The organism is Bradyrhizobium iriomotense (assembly GCF_030160715.1).
Lineage (GTDB): Bacteria > Pseudomonadota > Alphaproteobacteria > Rhizobiales > Xanthobacteraceae > Bradyrhizobium > Bradyrhizobium iriomotense.
Genome location: NZ_BSOW01000021.1, coordinates 57,601 through 72,420 on the forward strand (window position 1 = coordinate 57,601; position 14,820 = coordinate 72,420).

General features: G+C 65.4%; 14 protein-coding genes and 1 pseudogene. 7 read left to right on the top strand and 8 right to left on the bottom strand.

Annotated features, from left to right (window positions below; genetic code table 11):
• Positions 1–245: 245 nt before the first annotated feature.
• Positions 246–1,691: a helix-turn-helix domain-containing protein gene (locus tag QQL28_RS27600; protein WP_284270551.1), complete on the top strand. Its 1,446-nt coding sequence runs from the start codon at positions 246–248 to the stop codon at positions 1,689–1,691.
• A 97-nt stretch (positions 1,692–1,788) separates the two neighbouring features.
• Here the strand turns inward: QQL28_RS27600 and QQL28_RS27605 are convergent, their stop codons facing one another.
• Entirely contained in the window at positions 1,789–2,082 is a 294-nt protein-coding gene (locus QQL28_RS27605; RefSeq protein ID WP_027522803.1) for an antibiotic biosynthesis monooxygenase, read from the bottom strand.
• A gap of 191 nt (positions 2,083–2,273) precedes the next feature.
• Between QQL28_RS27605 and QQL28_RS27610 the strand changes: the two genes are divergently transcribed.
• The gene (locus QQL28_RS27610; protein WP_284270554.1) at positions 2,274–2,630 is read left to right on the top strand and encodes a hypothetical protein; all 357 of its coding nucleotides are present in this window, start codon (positions 2,274–2,276) and stop codon (positions 2,628–2,630) included.
• Positions 2,631–2,674: 44 nt separating this feature from the next.
• Here QQL28_RS27610 and QQL28_RS27615 read toward each other — a convergent pair whose 3' ends face one another.
• The 3 genes from QQL28_RS27615 to htpX all read right to left on the bottom strand — a co-directional run bounded on the left by QQL28_RS27615 (position 2,675) and on the right by htpX (position 4,834).
• On the bottom strand, positions 2,675–3,316 hold the full coding sequence (locus QQL28_RS27615) for a tetratricopeptide repeat protein (protein WP_284270556.1): 642 nt from the start codon (positions 3,314–3,316) through the stop codon (positions 2,675–2,677).
• 137 nt (positions 3,317–3,453) lie between these two features.
• Complete coding sequence (locus QQL28_RS27620) at positions 3,454–3,630, bottom strand: hypothetical protein (protein WP_284270558.1); 177 nt, start codon at positions 3,628–3,630, stop codon at positions 3,454–3,456.
• Between the two features lie 268 nt (positions 3,631–3,898).
• Positions 3,899–4,834: a zinc metalloprotease HtpX gene (htpX, locus tag QQL28_RS27625; RefSeq protein WP_284270559.1), complete on the bottom strand. Its 936-nt coding sequence runs from the start codon at positions 4,832–4,834 to the stop codon at positions 3,899–3,901.
• Between the two features lie 287 nt (positions 4,835–5,121).
• Here htpX and QQL28_RS27630 point away from each other — a divergent pair, with 287 nt between their 5' ends.
• The 5 genes from QQL28_RS27630 to QQL28_RS27650 all read left to right on the top strand — a co-directional run bounded on the left by QQL28_RS27630 (position 5,122) and on the right by QQL28_RS27650 (position 11,702).
• Positions 5,122–6,465 carry an HlyD family secretion protein gene (locus QQL28_RS27630; protein ID WP_284270560.1) on the top strand — a complete coding sequence of 448 codons (1,344 nt, stop codon included), beginning with the start codon at positions 5,122–5,124 and terminating at the stop codon, positions 6,463–6,465.
• Positions 6,462–8,402 (top strand): glycosyltransferase, encoded by a 1,941-nt coding sequence (locus QQL28_RS27635; RefSeq protein WP_284270561.1) that lies wholly within the window; start codon positions 6,462–6,464, stop codon positions 8,400–8,402. Before QQL28_RS27630 ends, QQL28_RS27635 begins: the two co-directional genes overlap by 4 nt.
• Positions 8,403–8,486: 84 nt before the next feature.
• Positions 8,487–9,788, top strand: a complete 1,302-nt coding sequence (locus tag QQL28_RS27640; RefSeq protein ID WP_284270563.1) for a lytic murein transglycosylase — start codon at positions 8,487–8,489, stop codon at positions 9,786–9,788.
• Between the two features lie 106 nt (positions 9,789–9,894).
• The gene (locus QQL28_RS27645; RefSeq protein ID WP_284270565.1) at positions 9,895–10,398 is read left to right on the top strand and encodes a DUF1993 domain-containing protein; all 504 of its coding nucleotides are present in this window, start codon (positions 9,895–9,897) and stop codon (positions 10,396–10,398) included.
• 200 nt (positions 10,399–10,598) lie between these two features.
• Positions 10,599–11,702, top strand: coding sequence for an alkene reductase (locus tag QQL28_RS27650; protein WP_284270566.1), 1,104 nt, complete (start codon positions 10,599–10,601; stop codon positions 11,700–11,702).
• 153 nt (positions 11,703–11,855) lie between these two features.
• Here QQL28_RS27650 and QQL28_RS27655 read toward each other — a convergent pair whose 3' ends face one another.
• From QQL28_RS27655 to dapA, 4 genes and pseudogenes are all read right to left on the bottom strand, one after another.
• The gene (locus QQL28_RS27655) at positions 11,856–12,377 is read right to left on the bottom strand and encodes an alpha-hydroxy-acid oxidizing protein (protein ID WP_284270568.1); all 522 of its coding nucleotides are present in this window, start codon (positions 12,375–12,377) and stop codon (positions 11,856–11,858) included.
• 76 nt (positions 12,378–12,453) lie between these two features.
• A pseudogene (locus QQL28_RS27660) lies at positions 12,454–12,999 on the bottom strand (alpha-hydroxy acid oxidase); the annotation flags it as partial.
• Positions 12,999–13,874: an IclR family transcriptional regulator gene (locus QQL28_RS27665; RefSeq protein ID WP_284270570.1), complete on the bottom strand. Its 876-nt coding sequence runs from the start codon at positions 13,872–13,874 to the stop codon at positions 12,999–13,001. The gene QQL28_RS27665 and the pseudogene QQL28_RS27660, both read right to left, overlap by 1 nt.
• Positions 13,875–13,890: 16 nt before the next feature.
• On the bottom strand, positions 13,891–14,796 hold the full coding sequence (dapA, locus tag QQL28_RS27670) for a 4-hydroxy-tetrahydrodipicolinate synthase (protein ID WP_284270572.1): 906 nt from the start codon (positions 14,794–14,796) through the stop codon (positions 13,891–13,893).
• Positions 14,797–14,820 lie beyond the last annotated feature (24 nt).

Sequence of the window (14,820 nt, forward strand, 5' to 3'; positions counted from 1 at the left end):
TCCGTGATCCTTTCGGTGGCGACAGAGCTGCAGCGTTTACCTTCGCTATTCTTGTCGACATTCTTGACAGTGCATTGCGAAATGCGTGCTGAGAGCTAAACGCGAGAATCCCTGGATCGTACAGTGGGCTTGTATTTGAATGGTGATGTCATGTAACATAAGAACATGTCACAGATGTTATTTTGTAAAGTTTGTAAAAAATATATGTCAGCGAGGCTGTCCTTGCTACCTCTGGAGACACGCTGATGGCTGCTGATTCCGGGAAGAAACTGTTCGTCGGCCCGCGCTTCCGGCGGATCCGGCAGCAATTAGGGCTGTCGCAGACCCAGATCGCCGAGGGGCTCGGAATCTCGCCGAGCTACATCAACCTGATCGAGCGCAACCAGCGCCCGGTGACCGCCCAGATCCTGCTGCGGCTGGCCGAGACCTACGACCTCGACCTGCGCGATCTCGCAACCGCCGACGAGGACCGCTTCTTCGCCGAGCTGAACGAGATCTTTTCCGATCCGCTGTTCCGCCAGATCGACGTCCCCAAGCAGGAGCTGCGCGACCTCGCCGAGCTCTGCCCCGGCGTCACCCATGCGCTGCAACGGCTCTACGCCGCCTATACCGAGGCGCGCCAGGGCGAGACGCTGGCTGCGGCGCAGATGGCCGACCGCGACCTCGGCACCCGCTATGAGGCCAATCCGGTCGAGCGCGTGCGCGAGCTGATCGAGGCCAACCGCAATTATTTTCCGGAGCTCGAGCAGGCCGCGGAAGCCCTGCGCGACGAATTGAACGTCCCGGCCGAAGGCCTCTACGCAGCCCTCGTGACGCGCTTGCGCGAAAAACATTCGGTCCAGACCCGCATCATGCCGGTCGACGTGATGCGCGAGACCTTGCGGCGCTTCGATCGCCATCGCCGCCAGCTCCTGATCTCCGAGCTGGTCGATCCGCCCGGTCGCGCGTTCCAGCTTGCGTTCCAGCTCGGGCTCGGCGAATGCACCCAGCAACTCGAAACCATCATCGGCCGCGCTGGGCCGCTGGACGATGCGCCACGGCGCCTGTTCCGCATCACGCTCGCCAATTATTTCGCCGCCGCGGTGATGATGCCCTACCAGCCGTTCCTCGCGGCGGCCGATGCGCTGAACTACGACATCCACGTGCTGGCACAGCGCTTCAATTCCGGCTTCGAGCAGGTCTGCCATCGCCTCACGACGCTGCAACGGCCGAACGCGCGCGGCATCCCGTTCTTCCTGCTCCGCGTCGACAATGCCGGCAACGTCTCAAAACGCTTCTCCTCCGGCACCTTCCCGTTCTCGAAATTCGGCGGCACGTGCCCCCTGTGGAACGTGCACTCGACCTTCGACACGCCGGACCGGCTCCTGAAGCAAGTGATCGAGCTGCCGGACGGCACGCGCTACTTCTCGATCGCGCAGATGGTGCGCCGGCCCATTGCGCCCCACCCTCTGCCGCAGCCGCGCTTTGCCATTGGTCTCGGCTGCGAGATCCGCCACGCCTCGCGCCTCGTTTACGCCGCCGGCATGGATCTGGAGAGGGCCGAGGGCACGCCGATCGGCGTCAACTGCCGCCTCTGCGAGCGCGAAAACTGCGCCCAGCGCGCCGAGCCTCCGATCACGCGCACGCTGATCCTGGATGAGACGACGCGGCGGGTGAGCTCGTTCGCGTTCTCGAATGCGCGGGAGTTGTGAGGGCCGGCGGCTGCGGATTTTGCGGAAGGCGCGCTCTACAATCTCGGTGTCGTCCCGGCGAAGGCCGGGACGACGTCGGGAGAGAGCTCGCGCGAGTTCACGCCAGCGTATGCACGATCACCGGGCCTGCGGCGGCACTGGCATGGCCCGCGAGCAGCGGGCCCAGATCCTTCTCGATCCAGGCGATCGCGCGCCGGTTCGCCTCCTCTGCCTGCTCGAACTTGTCGAAGATGGAGATCGCGGTCACCGTGTCGTCGCCGGCATAGACCACGTAGTAGGCGCGGAAGCCGTCGACATCGCTGATGATCGGAACGGCGCCTTCCTTGATGCGGCGCGCCAGCTCCTCCGCGCTCCCGCTTTTCGCCTTGGCCTGACGGATGGCGGCATACATGGGATCCTCCTTCCGGCTCGCTATGTGGGGCCTTTTGCCCTGCGGCGATGTTACGCCGAAGCGTGCGGCCGATCCACGCCCTCGCGCGAAGTTGTGCAAGCGACCTGCCCGCCCCTTCACATTGCCAAGCGGATGCGGCATCTGCATAGTCGCGCGCAACAATCGTGACCGTTACCAAGAGGACAAGAGACATGGCGGACGCCGACCTGGATGTCGTGATCCGGCAACTGGCAAGACAGCTCCACTCGGGCCTGATGGCCCGCGCCAAGGAGCGGCGGGATCGCTTCAATGGGCTCGCGGCCAAGGCCAAGGGCAAGGAGGTGCGCGAGCGCTACAAGCTGATCGCGAGGAATACCGTGGAGCAGGCCACCACTGCGGCCAAGCGCCTCCAGATGTCCGCCGACAACGTCGCCGACAGCTACGCAAGGTCGATGCGCCTCGCAGCCAGCGCAGCCGCCGAGATGGTTGAGAAGAAGCAGGCGGCGGAGAAGAAGCCGGCCAAAGAGAAGCCGGCGGCCAAGAAGAAATCTGCGAAGAAGAAAGCCTAGCGCCGCGTACAAGGGGAGAGGGGCGCAGCGTCGTTCTAAACTACTCACCGTCCCGGGGCGGAGATGTGGGTCGGCCTTGGCTCGCCGAGCTCGATGAGCTTGGCGCGGGCGAGCTGATGGGCGGTGCCGTCGGGGCGCTCCGGTAGCGCGAGGACGGCTTCGAAATCGGCGCGGGCATCCTCGGCTCGCCTGCTCGCGAGCAATGCGAGGCCGCGATTGACGCGCGCGTCCGCATCATGGGGCGCGAGGCGGATGGCGGTGTTGTAGCTCAGGATCGCGCGGTCGAGATCGCCCGTCCCCGCCAGCGCGAGGCCCCGCTCGGAATAGGACGCGGCAAGCTTCGGATTGAGCGCGATCGCCTGGTTGTAGTCGGCAATTGCCAGATCGAGCTCGCCGTTCTGCCGGTGTGCCTGGCCGCGGTCGCGGAAGGTGGCGGCGCGGTTGGGGTTGAGATGAATGGCCTCGTCGAAATCCGCGACCGCCCGTTTGGCATCGCCGTGCCGCAGCGCGATGCGGCCGCGCCCCTCATAGGCGAACGCGATCAGCGAGCCGCGGAACGGGCTGAAGCCGATCACGGCCGAGCAGACGTCGGGCTCGCTGGCATCGCCGCAATTGACGACGGTGTGCAACGACAATCCGACGAGAATGCCCGACACGATCAACAATGGCGCGGTTAATCTGGTCATCGCTGGCCGTCGCCGGCAACAGGCCGGCCACGCATCCCCTTTCAGACGCTTCAGGTCTGGACCGGTGTTAGCACCGGCGGGGACGAACTTGTGTGCGCCAGCTCACAAAGCCGGCCGCAATCTCGGCTGCGCTGGCCTCAGGTCGCCCAGTCGGACGCCCAGGAAAGCGCTCTCATCAGCCACATTGCCATGAGACAACACCAGCCGATTGCAGCAAGTGCGAAGGACGTCAGAAGGAGCGCGCCTTCCGCATTGACCAGAAAACTCTCGTGCGACGCTGCCCCGTCCCGCACGAGCCGGTGCATGTGCAACATGCGCACCTCCGGCAATTCTGTTTAAACAATTCTCACACTCGGCAAGCCGTCCGGCCTGCCGACTCGCCGAAAAAGGCGAGTCGTATTGGTGTGAATCAATGTGAGACGAAGCGCAAGAGTCCTTTTGGACTATAAGCGCACCAATCGCATCCCGGCGCTGGGCTCGAACACCGTCACCAATGCGAAGTCGAACGGCTGATTTCCCGCATCAATTGTGGCGCCATCACGGTACATCTGCGACGGCTGCGCCAATTGGTCTCAGCTCACCTCATCCCCACGGTCCGCGCGAGGACGAGCGGCCCCATGGACTTTGCGGCGGATAGTTTTCGTTGGCGCCGAGCGACGGCGCTGCGTTCGCGCCGAGCTCGGCCGCGAGCTGCCGGAGCGCATCGATGCGGTTCTGCGTCGAGGGATGGGTGGCGAAGAGATTGTCGACGCCGTGGCCCGACAGCGGATTGATGATGAACATGTGCGCCGTCGCGGGATTGCGTTCGGCGTCGAAGTTCGGCACCTGATGCGCGGCATTCTCGATCTTGACCAGCGCGGATGCGAGCCACATCGGCTGGCCGACGATGCGTCCGCCGAGATCGTCGGCAGCATATTCGCGGGTGCGGCTGATCGCCATCTGCACCAGCATGGCGCCCAATGGCGCGAGGATCATCATCAGGATCGAGCTGACGATGCCGGGGCCGGAATTGTTGTCGCGATGGCCGCCGAAGAACATGCCGAACTGCGCCAGCATGGAGATCGCGCCCGCAATCGTCGCGGTGATGGTCATCAACAGCGTGTCGTGGTTTTTGACGTGGGCAAGCTCATGCGCGATCACGCCGGCGAGCTCCTCGCGGCTGAGCTGATGCATCAAGCCGGTGGTGACGGCCACCGCGGCATTCTGCGGATTGCGGCCCGTGGCGAACGCGTTGGGCTGCGCCTCGTCCATCACGAACACGCGCGGCATCGGTAGCCCCGCACGGCCCGCAAGCTCGGCGACGATGCCGACGAGTTCCGGCGCGCTGGCGCGGTCGACCTCATGGGCGCCGTACATCGAGAGCACCATGCGGTCGGAGTTCCAGTAGGTGAAGAGATTGGTCGCCGCCGCGATTACCAGCGCGATCATGGCCCCTGTGGCGCCGCCGATGAGATAGCCGACGCCCATGAACAGGGCAGTGAGGCCTGCGAGCAGCAAAGCGGTACGGAAATAGTTCATCGCCGTCTCCCTGGCCGGCCAGGGCGACCGCCTTTGGCCGGCGCCCTCGACGTAGGAACGCAGCTGGCCACCGCAAGGCCATCCCGGTGCGTCGCCGGGCCGCGGCGAAAGGGCGCGAGCAACGTTTCCACCGTCGCTAAAGCTTGACCGGCATTTGCCCAAAAACACACGCTGGGGTTTAGAGGATTGGAAAGCGCAGCTTCGGCTTAATCGGCGTCAGCCGGGCACGCCGAGCGGTCCTTGCGCATTAACCGGTTCCGCCTGCACCCGTCAGCAAGGTGACTGCCATGATGGACCGCTCTCGCACCGCTTCCGTCGACGACGCATCCTCCGCTCACAGCACGAAAGGTGACGCCAAGGGCCTGCAACGGACCTTGCAGGAGGAGCTGTTTGCCCATGAGGAACACAGCCCCGGGCCGGATGCCCGGACGGAGCCTCCGGAACCGGCCTGGCACTGGCCGCATTTGCGGCGCGGAGCGAAGATCGCCTTGGGGCTTGCCATCATCGCCGTGTTCGGCTGGCTGCCGCTGCGCGCAATGTGGCAGAATTCCAGCGTCGAGGCCGTGCTGAACTCCCGCCTCGTCACCCTGCGCGCGCCGATCGGGGGGCGCGTGGCCGCCGCCACCCCCCTCAAGGACCAGGCCAGGCTCGAGGCCGGCACCGTCGTGCTGCGCGTGGTGAACTCGCGCAGCGATCGCACGCGGCTCGACGATCTCCGACGGCAGAAGTTGCGCCTGGAGAACGAGCGGCCGAGCATCGCCGCCAAGCTCGCCACGGCGCAGACCGCGCAAGCGGACCTGGCGCGGCAGGCCGCGCAGTTCAGGGACGGGCGCGTGCTCCAGCTCGAAGCGCGCATCGCCGAGATCCAGACCTCTATCGAGGCGGCGGCAGCGCGACGCGAGGAGGCCAGCGCCGCCGTCGACCGCGCCTCGTCGCTCGCCAAGACCGGCAACGTCTCCACTGTCGAGCTCGCGCGGTTGACGCGCGAGCTTTCGGTGGCCCAGCAAACCGAGCTCGGCGCGCGCAAGCGGCTCGATGCAGCCAAGGTCGAGCTGACCGCGGCGAAAGCCGGCTCGTTCCTCGGCGACAGCTACAACGACCGACCGAGCTCGGTGCAGCGCGAGGAGGAGATGCGCCAGCGCGCGCATGATCTCGAGGCGGATCTGGCGCGCATCGATACCGAGATCACCTGGCTCGGCAACGAGCTCATCGTCGAGGAGGTCCGCTTCGCCGATCTCTCCGAGGCCGACATCAAGACCCCGGTGGCGGGCCGCGTCTGGGAGATGATGACCGCGCCGGGCGAGGACGTGCAGGCCGGCCAGCCCCTGCTCAAGGTGCTCGATTGCAGCGGCGCCGTGATCACGGCCAACGTCACCGAGAGCGTCTATAACCGCCTTCAGCTTGGCGACCACGCCACGTTCGAGCCCAATGACGGCGCCGAGCCGATCGCCGGCACCGTCGTCAATCTCACCGGCGCTGCCGGCGCGCCCGCCAATCTCGCCATCAATCCCGATGCGCTGAGCAAGGAGCCCTATCGCGTGACGGTGGCGATCGGCGATGCCGACGCGCACGGCTGCACGGTGGGACGGACCGGCCGCGTCGTCTTTGGCCGCAACGAGACCGCGCCATGATGGCAGCGCTGGCGCCCGGCTTCCTCGCGCTCGGCGCCTTCATGGCGATCGCGCCGCTGCTCCGGCGCGAGAGCACGCCGGCGCGCGCATGCCTTGCCGGCGTGTCGTTCGTCCTGCTCGTGCGCTACTTCCACTGGCGCGTGACGCAGACGCTGCCGCCCCTCGGCCTGACGGCGGATGCGATGGTCGGCTATCCCTTCATGCTGGTGGAGGCAGCGTCGATGATCGCAGTGGCGCTGTCGATCCTGTTCCTGAGCCGGACGATCGACCGCTCCACGTCCGCCAGGATCGACGGCCGCGCCACCGACCCGGGCGCGCCGCTGGTCGACGTCTTCATCTGCACCTACAACGAGGAGCGGTCGATCCTCGAGCGCACGATCATCGGCGCAACCGGGATGGAGTACGGCAACTATCGCGTCTGGGTGCTCGATGACGGACGCCGGCTGTGGCTGCGGCGGCTTGCCGGCGAGCTCGGCTGCCGCTATCTCACCCGCCCCGACAACCGCCACGCCAAGGCGGGCAACATCAACCACGCGCTCGCGCACGTCGGAGAGCTCGCCGAGCGGCCGGATTTCGTCGCCGTCCTCGACGCCGATTTCGTGCCACGGCCCGACTTTCTCGCCAAAACCATCAGCCTGATGGACGATGCATCCGCCGGCGTGGTGCAGACGCCGCAGCATTTCATCAACCCCGATCCGATCCAGACCAACCTCGCCGCCACGGACGTATGGCCGGACGAGCAGCGCTTCTTCTTCGACATCCTGATGCCGGCCAAGGATGCCTGGGGCGTCGCGTTCTGCTGCGGCACGTCCTCGCTGATCCGCTACGACGGCCTGAAGGCGATCGGCGGCTTTCCGACCGATTCGGTCACGGAGGACTATCTCGTCACGCTGCGCCTGAAGGAGCGCGGGCTGAACACCATCTATCTCAACGAGCGCCTGACCATCGGTCTCGCGCCGGAGGGACTGAAGGAATACATCACCCAGCGCGGCCGCTGGTGTCTCGGCTTCATGCAGATCGTGCGCGGCCGCAGCGGGCCGCTATCGCGGACGTCGAAGCTCGCGTTCATCGACCGGTTGTCACTGGTCGACGCCTTTATGAGCTGGACTGCGGTCTACTTCGCCAAGATGTTCGGGCTCGTGGTGCCCTGGCTGTTCCTGCTGCTCGGCATCAAGGCGGTGCAGGCGGACCTCACCGAACTCCTGCAGTTCTTCCTGCCGTTCTATGTCTGGCATGGACTGACGATGGCGTGGCTGTCGCACGGCCGTTCGCTGGCCATGATGACGGACGTGTCGCAGCTCGTGGCGGCGCCCGCGGTGCTGAAAGCCGTGACCACAGGCCTGTTGAAGCCGAAAGGGCACAAGTTCAAGGTCACCGCGAAAGGCGGCGAGCGCGGCAGGAAATTCGTCGAATGGCCGCTGCTGCGGCTCTATGGCACTGCGCTCGTCATCACGCTCGCGGCCATCGCCTATGCCTTCATCCTGCACCTGCGCGGCGAGAACATAGCCTATGGCGGGCTGGCGCTGGCCTGGAGCTTCTACAACGCGCTCATCCTCACCGTTGTCTGCTTCGTCTGCATCGAGCAGCCGCGCAAGCGCAAGGCGGAGCGCTTCGTTCGCAACGAGGCGATCCTGCTGCGTCAGGGCGGCAAGTCGCACCTCGCGCGGCTCGCCGATCTCTCCATCACCGGCGCGCGGCTGATCGACCCCGATCCACCCGCGATCGGCAGCACGATCGAATGCCGAATCTATGGTCGCTCCATCGCGGCCGTCGTGGTGCGGCGGACGGTGGACGGATTTGCCGTCAGGTTCGAGGAAGGCATGGACACGCGCGTCCATGCGATCCGGGCGTTCTATGCCGGCGAATATGTCCGCGCCTATCGTGGTATCCGGGCGCTCCCGGTCGGCAAGGCGCTCTTGCTGCGGCTGTTTGGCTAGGTTCCCAGGGGATGGCGTGAGGCCTTCACTTCACCTAGACTCCGGCAGATTTCCACGACTGCCCTTCCCTCCGCCGGAACCCTTATGAACCAGATCCGATTTGCGATCGCGGCCGTCACGTTGCTCGCGCTTTCCGCCACCGCTTCCGCGCAATTGCTCCCGCCACCGGCAAGGCCCGTTGCGCCGAAGCCCGCTGCGCCCTCGCCGCGCGCGGCCTCGTGCCACAACGGCGCGAGCTTCGATCGCTTCCTCGCCGACGTGAAGCAACAGGCGATCGCCGCGGGTGTGTCGCAGCGCGCGCTCAGCGAGGCCTCGCCCTACCTCGTCTACGATCAGGGCATCGTCAACCGTGACCGCGGCCAGCGCGTGTTCGGCCAGCTCTTCACCGAATTCGCCGGGCGGATGGCCGCGACCTATCGCATGCAGAACGGCCAGCAGCACATCAAGCAATACGCGGCGGCGTTCGCGCGCGCCGAGAAGGATTACGGCGTGCCGCCGGCGGTGATCGCCGCGTTCTGGGGGCTGGAGAGCGATTTCGGCGCCAACATGGGCAATCTGCCGACGCTGAAATCACTGGTGTCGCTCGCCTATGACTGCCGCCGCTCGGAGATGTTCGTGGGCGAGACCATCGCCGCGCTCAAGGTGATCGACCGCGGCGATCTCACGCCCGATGAGATGATCGGCTCCTGGGCCGGCGAGCTCGGGCAGACGCAATTTTTGCCGACGCACTACGTCAACTACGCCGTCGATTATGACGGCGACGGCCGGCGCGACCTCTTGCGCAGCGGGCCCGACGTGATCGGCTCGACCGCGAACTACATCGCCAACGGCTTGAAGTGGCGGCGCGGCGAGCCGTGGCTGGAAGAGATCAAGGTGCCTGCAAACCTGCCCTGGGAGCAGACCGATCTTTCCGTGCAACAGCCGCGCTCGAAATGGGCACAGCTGGGCGTGACCTATCCCGACGGCCGGCCGCTGCCGAACGACAATCTCGCGGCTTCCGTGCTGCTGCCGATGGGGCGGACGGGGCCGGCCTTCATGGCCTATCCGAATTTCGCTGCCTACACCGAGTGGAATAATTCGCTGATCTATTCCACCACCGCCGGTTACCTCGCCTCGCGCATCGCAGGCGCGGCTCCCATGCGCAAGCCGGCGCAGCCGGTGGCGCAACTGCCGTTCAACGAGCTGAGGGAATTGCAGCAGCTCCTGGTGCGCGCCGGCTTCAACGTCGGCAAGGTCGACGGCGTACTGGGCCAGCAGAGCCGCAGCGCGGTGAAAGCGATGCAGATCAAGTACGGCCTGCCCGCGGATTCCTGGCCGACGGCGGAGCTGCTCGCGCGCATGCGCGGCGGCACCGCACAGGCGCAGCCGGCGGGCGTGGTGCGGTAGAATTTTTAATCTGCGAGCGCCACCACGGCGATTGTATTTTCCTGCGACGCTCCCATGTCTTGGGATCAGGATACCTCCTGACATCCCAACGAGAAGAGAGCATCACATGTCCTTTTACGACGCCGTCGTCCCTGCCTATGTGCAGATGCTGAACAGTCTCTCCGGTCTGCTCACCAAGGCGGAAGCCCATTGCGCGGCCAGGAAGATCGAGCCCAGCGTGCTGATCGGATCCCGGCTTTTCCCGGACATGCTGCCGTTCGGCAAGCAGATCCAGCTCGTCAGCGACTTCGCGGCCAAGGGCTGCGCGCGGCTCACGCATACGGAAGTGCCGTCGATGCCGGACACCGAGACGACGTTCGCGGAATTGAAACAGCGGCTGGCGAAGACGATCGACTTCGTGAAATCGTTCAAGCCGGAGCAGTTCAACGGCGCCGACGCCAAGGACGTCACATTCCCGGCCGGTCCCGACCGGACCGTGACATTGAAGGGGCAGCAATTCTTCAGCTCGGTCTCCCTGCCGAACTTCTATTTCCATGCCGCGACCGCGCACGGAATCCTGCGTCACAATGGTGTCGAGATCGGCAAGCGCGATTTCCTCGGCATGACCTGAAATTTGTGATCCATATTTTCCGCGGCACGGAGATCAACTCCGCTGCCGCGGACGAATTTGCAGAAGAGACATCCTCTTTCGGCATCGTCACTGCCGTCTTGGCGCAGCTCTCCTGCAGTTTCTGAATAGCTGCGCCCTTGCGCGGCGTGCGGCGATGCACAAGTGTTTCGTCACCTGTCATTGCCTGAGAGCATCCGCCCATGAGCCGTCCGACCAAATTGTTTGAGCCCTATAAGCTTGGCCCGATCACGCTGCCCAATCGCTTCGTGATGGCGCCCCTGACGCGCAATCGCGCCGCGCCCGCGACTTTCGTGCCGAGCCCGCTCGCGGCCGACTATTACGGGCAGCGCGCCTCCGCCGGGCTGCTGGTCACCGAAGCAAGCCAGGTCTCCCAGCAGGGCCAGGGCTATCAGGACACGCCCGGCATCTACTCGAAAGACCAGGTCACCGGCTGGCGCAAGGTCACCGATCGCGTGCATGAGCGCGGCGGGCGCATCTTCATCCAGCTCTGGCACGTCGGACGCATCTCGCACACCGCGCTTCAGGCCAATGCCGGCGCGCCGGTCGCCCCCTCCGCGATCCGCGCCAAGGGCAAGACCTTCGTCAACGGCACCTTCGCCGACGTCTCCGAGCCGCGCGCGCTCGAGCTCGCCGAAATTCCAGGGATCATCGACGATTTCAAGCGCGCCACGAGGAATGCGCTGGAGGCCGGTTTTGACGGCGTCGAGATCCACGGCGCCAACGGCTATCTGCTCGACCAGTTTGCCAAAGATGGCGCCAACAAGCGCACCGATGCTTACGGCGGCTCGATCGAGAACCGTGCGCGGCTGATGCTGGAAGTGTCAAAGGCCGTCGCCGCCGAGGCGGGCAGCGATCGCACCGGCATCCGCATCTCGCCGGTGACGCCGGCAAACGATATCTCCGACAGCAATCCGCAAGCCCTGTTCGACCACATCGTCGACGGGCTCGATGCGCTCAAGCTCGTCTATCTGCACGTTGTCGAAGGCGCGACCGGCGGTCCGCGCGATTTCGCGCCGTTCGACTATGCGGACCTGCGCAAGCGCTTCTCCGGCGCCTACATCGCCAACAACGGCTACGATTTCGAGCTGGCGACCAAGGTGCTCGATACCGGCGCTGCCGACCTCATCGCGTTCGGCAAGCCGTTCATCTCCAACCCCGACCTGGTCGAGCGGTTGAAGAAGGGCGCGCCGCTCAATGAGTGGGACAAGAACACGTTCTATGGCGGCGGGGCGAAGGGCTACACGGACTATCCGTCGCTCGCGGCCGCGGACGCGGCGGAGTAACGCCTCATCCGCCGTCATTGCGAGGAGCGAAGCGACGAAGCAATCCAGACTGTCCCCGCGAAAAGATTCTGGATTGCTTCGCTTCGCTCGCAATGACGATGTGGAAACACGCGAACCAATTGAGAAAGGCCGGGATTGCACCCGGCCTTTGTCTCATCGAAGCGACGCCTTTAGCTCCGTCACGCGCTCCGCGCCGAGAAACGCCATCGCGGTATCCATCTCAGTGATGACCATCCGCAGCACGGCTTCCGCACCGGCCTCGCCGCCGGCGGCAAGGCCCCAGAGCGGCAGGCGTCCGAGCAGCACGGCCTCGGCGCCGAGCGCGAGATATTTCAGCACGTCCGTGCCGCGACGAACGCCGCTGTCGGCGAGCACCGTCAGTCGTCCGCTCACGGCATCCGCGATGGCCTGAATGCATTCCGCCGGCGCAGGCAGGCAATCGAGATTGCGGCCGCCATGGGCGGAAACCACGATTGCCTCACAGCCGAGCCCGGCGGCGGTCTCCGCATCCTTGACGGCCAAAACGCCCTTGACGATCAGCTTGCCTGGCCAGATCTCGCGCAGCCAGCGCAAATCGTCCCAGCTGAGGCGATGGTCGAGCTGCACGGCCTCCGCGATGCTCGGCCGGGTGATCGCCGTGCGGAACTCGTCCGGATAATGTCCGTAGGTCGGCATGCCTTCGCTCAGGAGATGGCGCGCGAGAAACACTGACGAGCCAGCGCGGATGCAGTGCGACGTCGAGCGTGCTGCGCAGGCTGGGCACGAACGGAATGCCGAAGCCGTTGCGCTTGTTGTACTCGCGGTTGGGTGAGACCGGCGTATCGACCGTGACGACCAGGGTCTCGCAGCCGCAGGCGCGGGCGCGCTCCAGAAGCCTTGCCGTGAGTGCCCGATGGCGCCAGACATAGAGCTGAAACCACAGCGTCGCATCGCGCGCGCCGCGCCGGATGGTTTCGACCGTCGTCACCGATTGCGTCGAGATGCAGACCGGAATACCGACGCGCGAAGCCGCGCGCGCCAGTTTGGTCTCGCCATCATGCGCGACAAGACCGGCAAGCGCGGTCGGCGCCACGATGAGCGGTGCTGCGAGGCGCCGTCCGAGGAGCGTGGTGTCGAACGATCGCCTGTCGTGCCCGGTCAGCACCGATGGCGTCAACGTGATCTCATCGAGCGAGGCGCGCAGGCGCTTCAGCGCGACCTCATCCTCCGTGCCGCGATCGATATAGTCGAACAGGCCGCGCGGCAGGAATTTTTGCGCAACGCCGCGGTAGTCGTCGGCATTCAGCAGCGCTCGCATCAGGCGGCGTAGCGGTTGAATTTCGACTTCGAGATGGAGGTCGCTGCGACATGGACATGCTGCACGAGCTCGGCCTCGGCGCGCTCCTTGGTCCAGCGCGTGGTCGGCACCGAAATGTTGATCGCGGCAACCGCGCGGCCGTGCTCGTCGATGATCGGGGCTGCGACGGAAATATCGCCCATCACGGTCTCATTCATGATGACGGCATAGCCGCGCTGCGCGGCGACGCGAATGCGCTCCAAGAGCACCTTCGGATCGGTCACCGTGAACGGCGTCAGCTTCTCGAGCAAGGTCCGCTTGAGCAGATCGAGCCGCTCCTCCTCCGGAAGCGCCGACAGGATCGCCGTGCCGGAAGCCGTGAAGAAGGTCGGCAACCGGCTGCCGATCACGATGTCGATGTTGATGAGGTGCTGCCCCGGAAAGCGCGCCACGAACACGACCTCGTGGCCGTCGAGCTCGTGCAAATTGCAGGTCTCTCCGAGATTGCGGCTGATCTCGAGCAGATGCGGGGAGGCCCGGTCGATCAGTTCGTTGGCCTTGAGATAGCTATGGGAGAACTGGAGCACCTTCGAGGTCAGCCCGTAATTGCGCGTGCCCTCGATGCGCTTGAGATATCCGAGCGTCTCCAGCGTGTAGACCAGGCGCTGGGTGGCGCTGCGGTCGAGATCGGCCGCGCGCGCGATATCGGCAAGCGTCATGAAGCGTTGCGGCCCGTCGAAGGCGTGAAGGACCTGAAAGGCCTTCTCGGTCGAGCCGACGAACAGCGACGAACGCGCCAGCTCGGCGCTTTTCTCGACGCGCTTTCCTGCACGAGCTTTATCCGGGCTCTTGGCCTTGACAGCCTTCCTTGATCCGCCCTGGCCGCTACGCGCCATGTCGTCGTCCCTTTCGTCATCCAACGTTTTCAGTGAGCGCCAACTGATTCTTGAGCTCGGCCCGGAATGCCGAGACCAGCGCCGGCGCCGGCTGCACCAGCGGCGCCAGCATTCGCGGCGCGTCGACGCCGACCATGTCCATCACCGCCTTCATCGGCCCCGGATTGGTCTCGGCAAACGCCATGTTCATGAACGGGATCAGCCGCCGATGCAGCTCCAGCGCCTCCGCGGTGCGGCCGGCAACTGCCGTCTCGTAAATCTGGCGCCAGGCGCGCGGCAACAGGCAGGCGGTGACGACGATGCCGCCCTTGGCGCCGGCCGCCAGATGCAGCGGGAACAGGCTGTCCTCGCCGCTGAGCACCGCAAAACTGTCGTCGACGCCGGCCACGACCTGAAGGAAATGATACATGTCGAGATTGCAGGCCTTCATGCCGATGATGTTGGGATGCTTCGAGAGCTCATGCAAAATCCTGGGCTCGATCGCGATCCGGGTGCGGTAGGGAATCTCGTAGATCAGGATGGGCACCGGCGAGGCATCGGCATAGCGCAGGAAATAGTCGCGAACGCCGATCTGAGTCGGATTGGTATAATATGGCGTAAGAACCAGAAGGCCGTCCACGCCCTCGGCGGCGAATTCCTTGCCCGCCTGAAGAGCGTCGTGGAAACCGGTGTCGAGGACGCCCGCGATCACAGGCCCCCTGCCCGCCATGGCCTTCACCGACAGGCCGGCCATCCGGATGCGCTCGGCGCGGGCGAGCGCGCCATATTCGCCGGTGCCGCCGAGCGGCACCACGCCGTCGATGCCCTGCTTGAGCAGCCAGGCAAACAGCGCTGAGACCGCCTCGGCGTCGATCGTGTCGTCGGCCTTCACCGGGGTCGGAATGGCGGGGAGCAGGCCGCGAAGACGATTTGCAATGAGCATGACGAGAACCTCTGGTTAGAACGC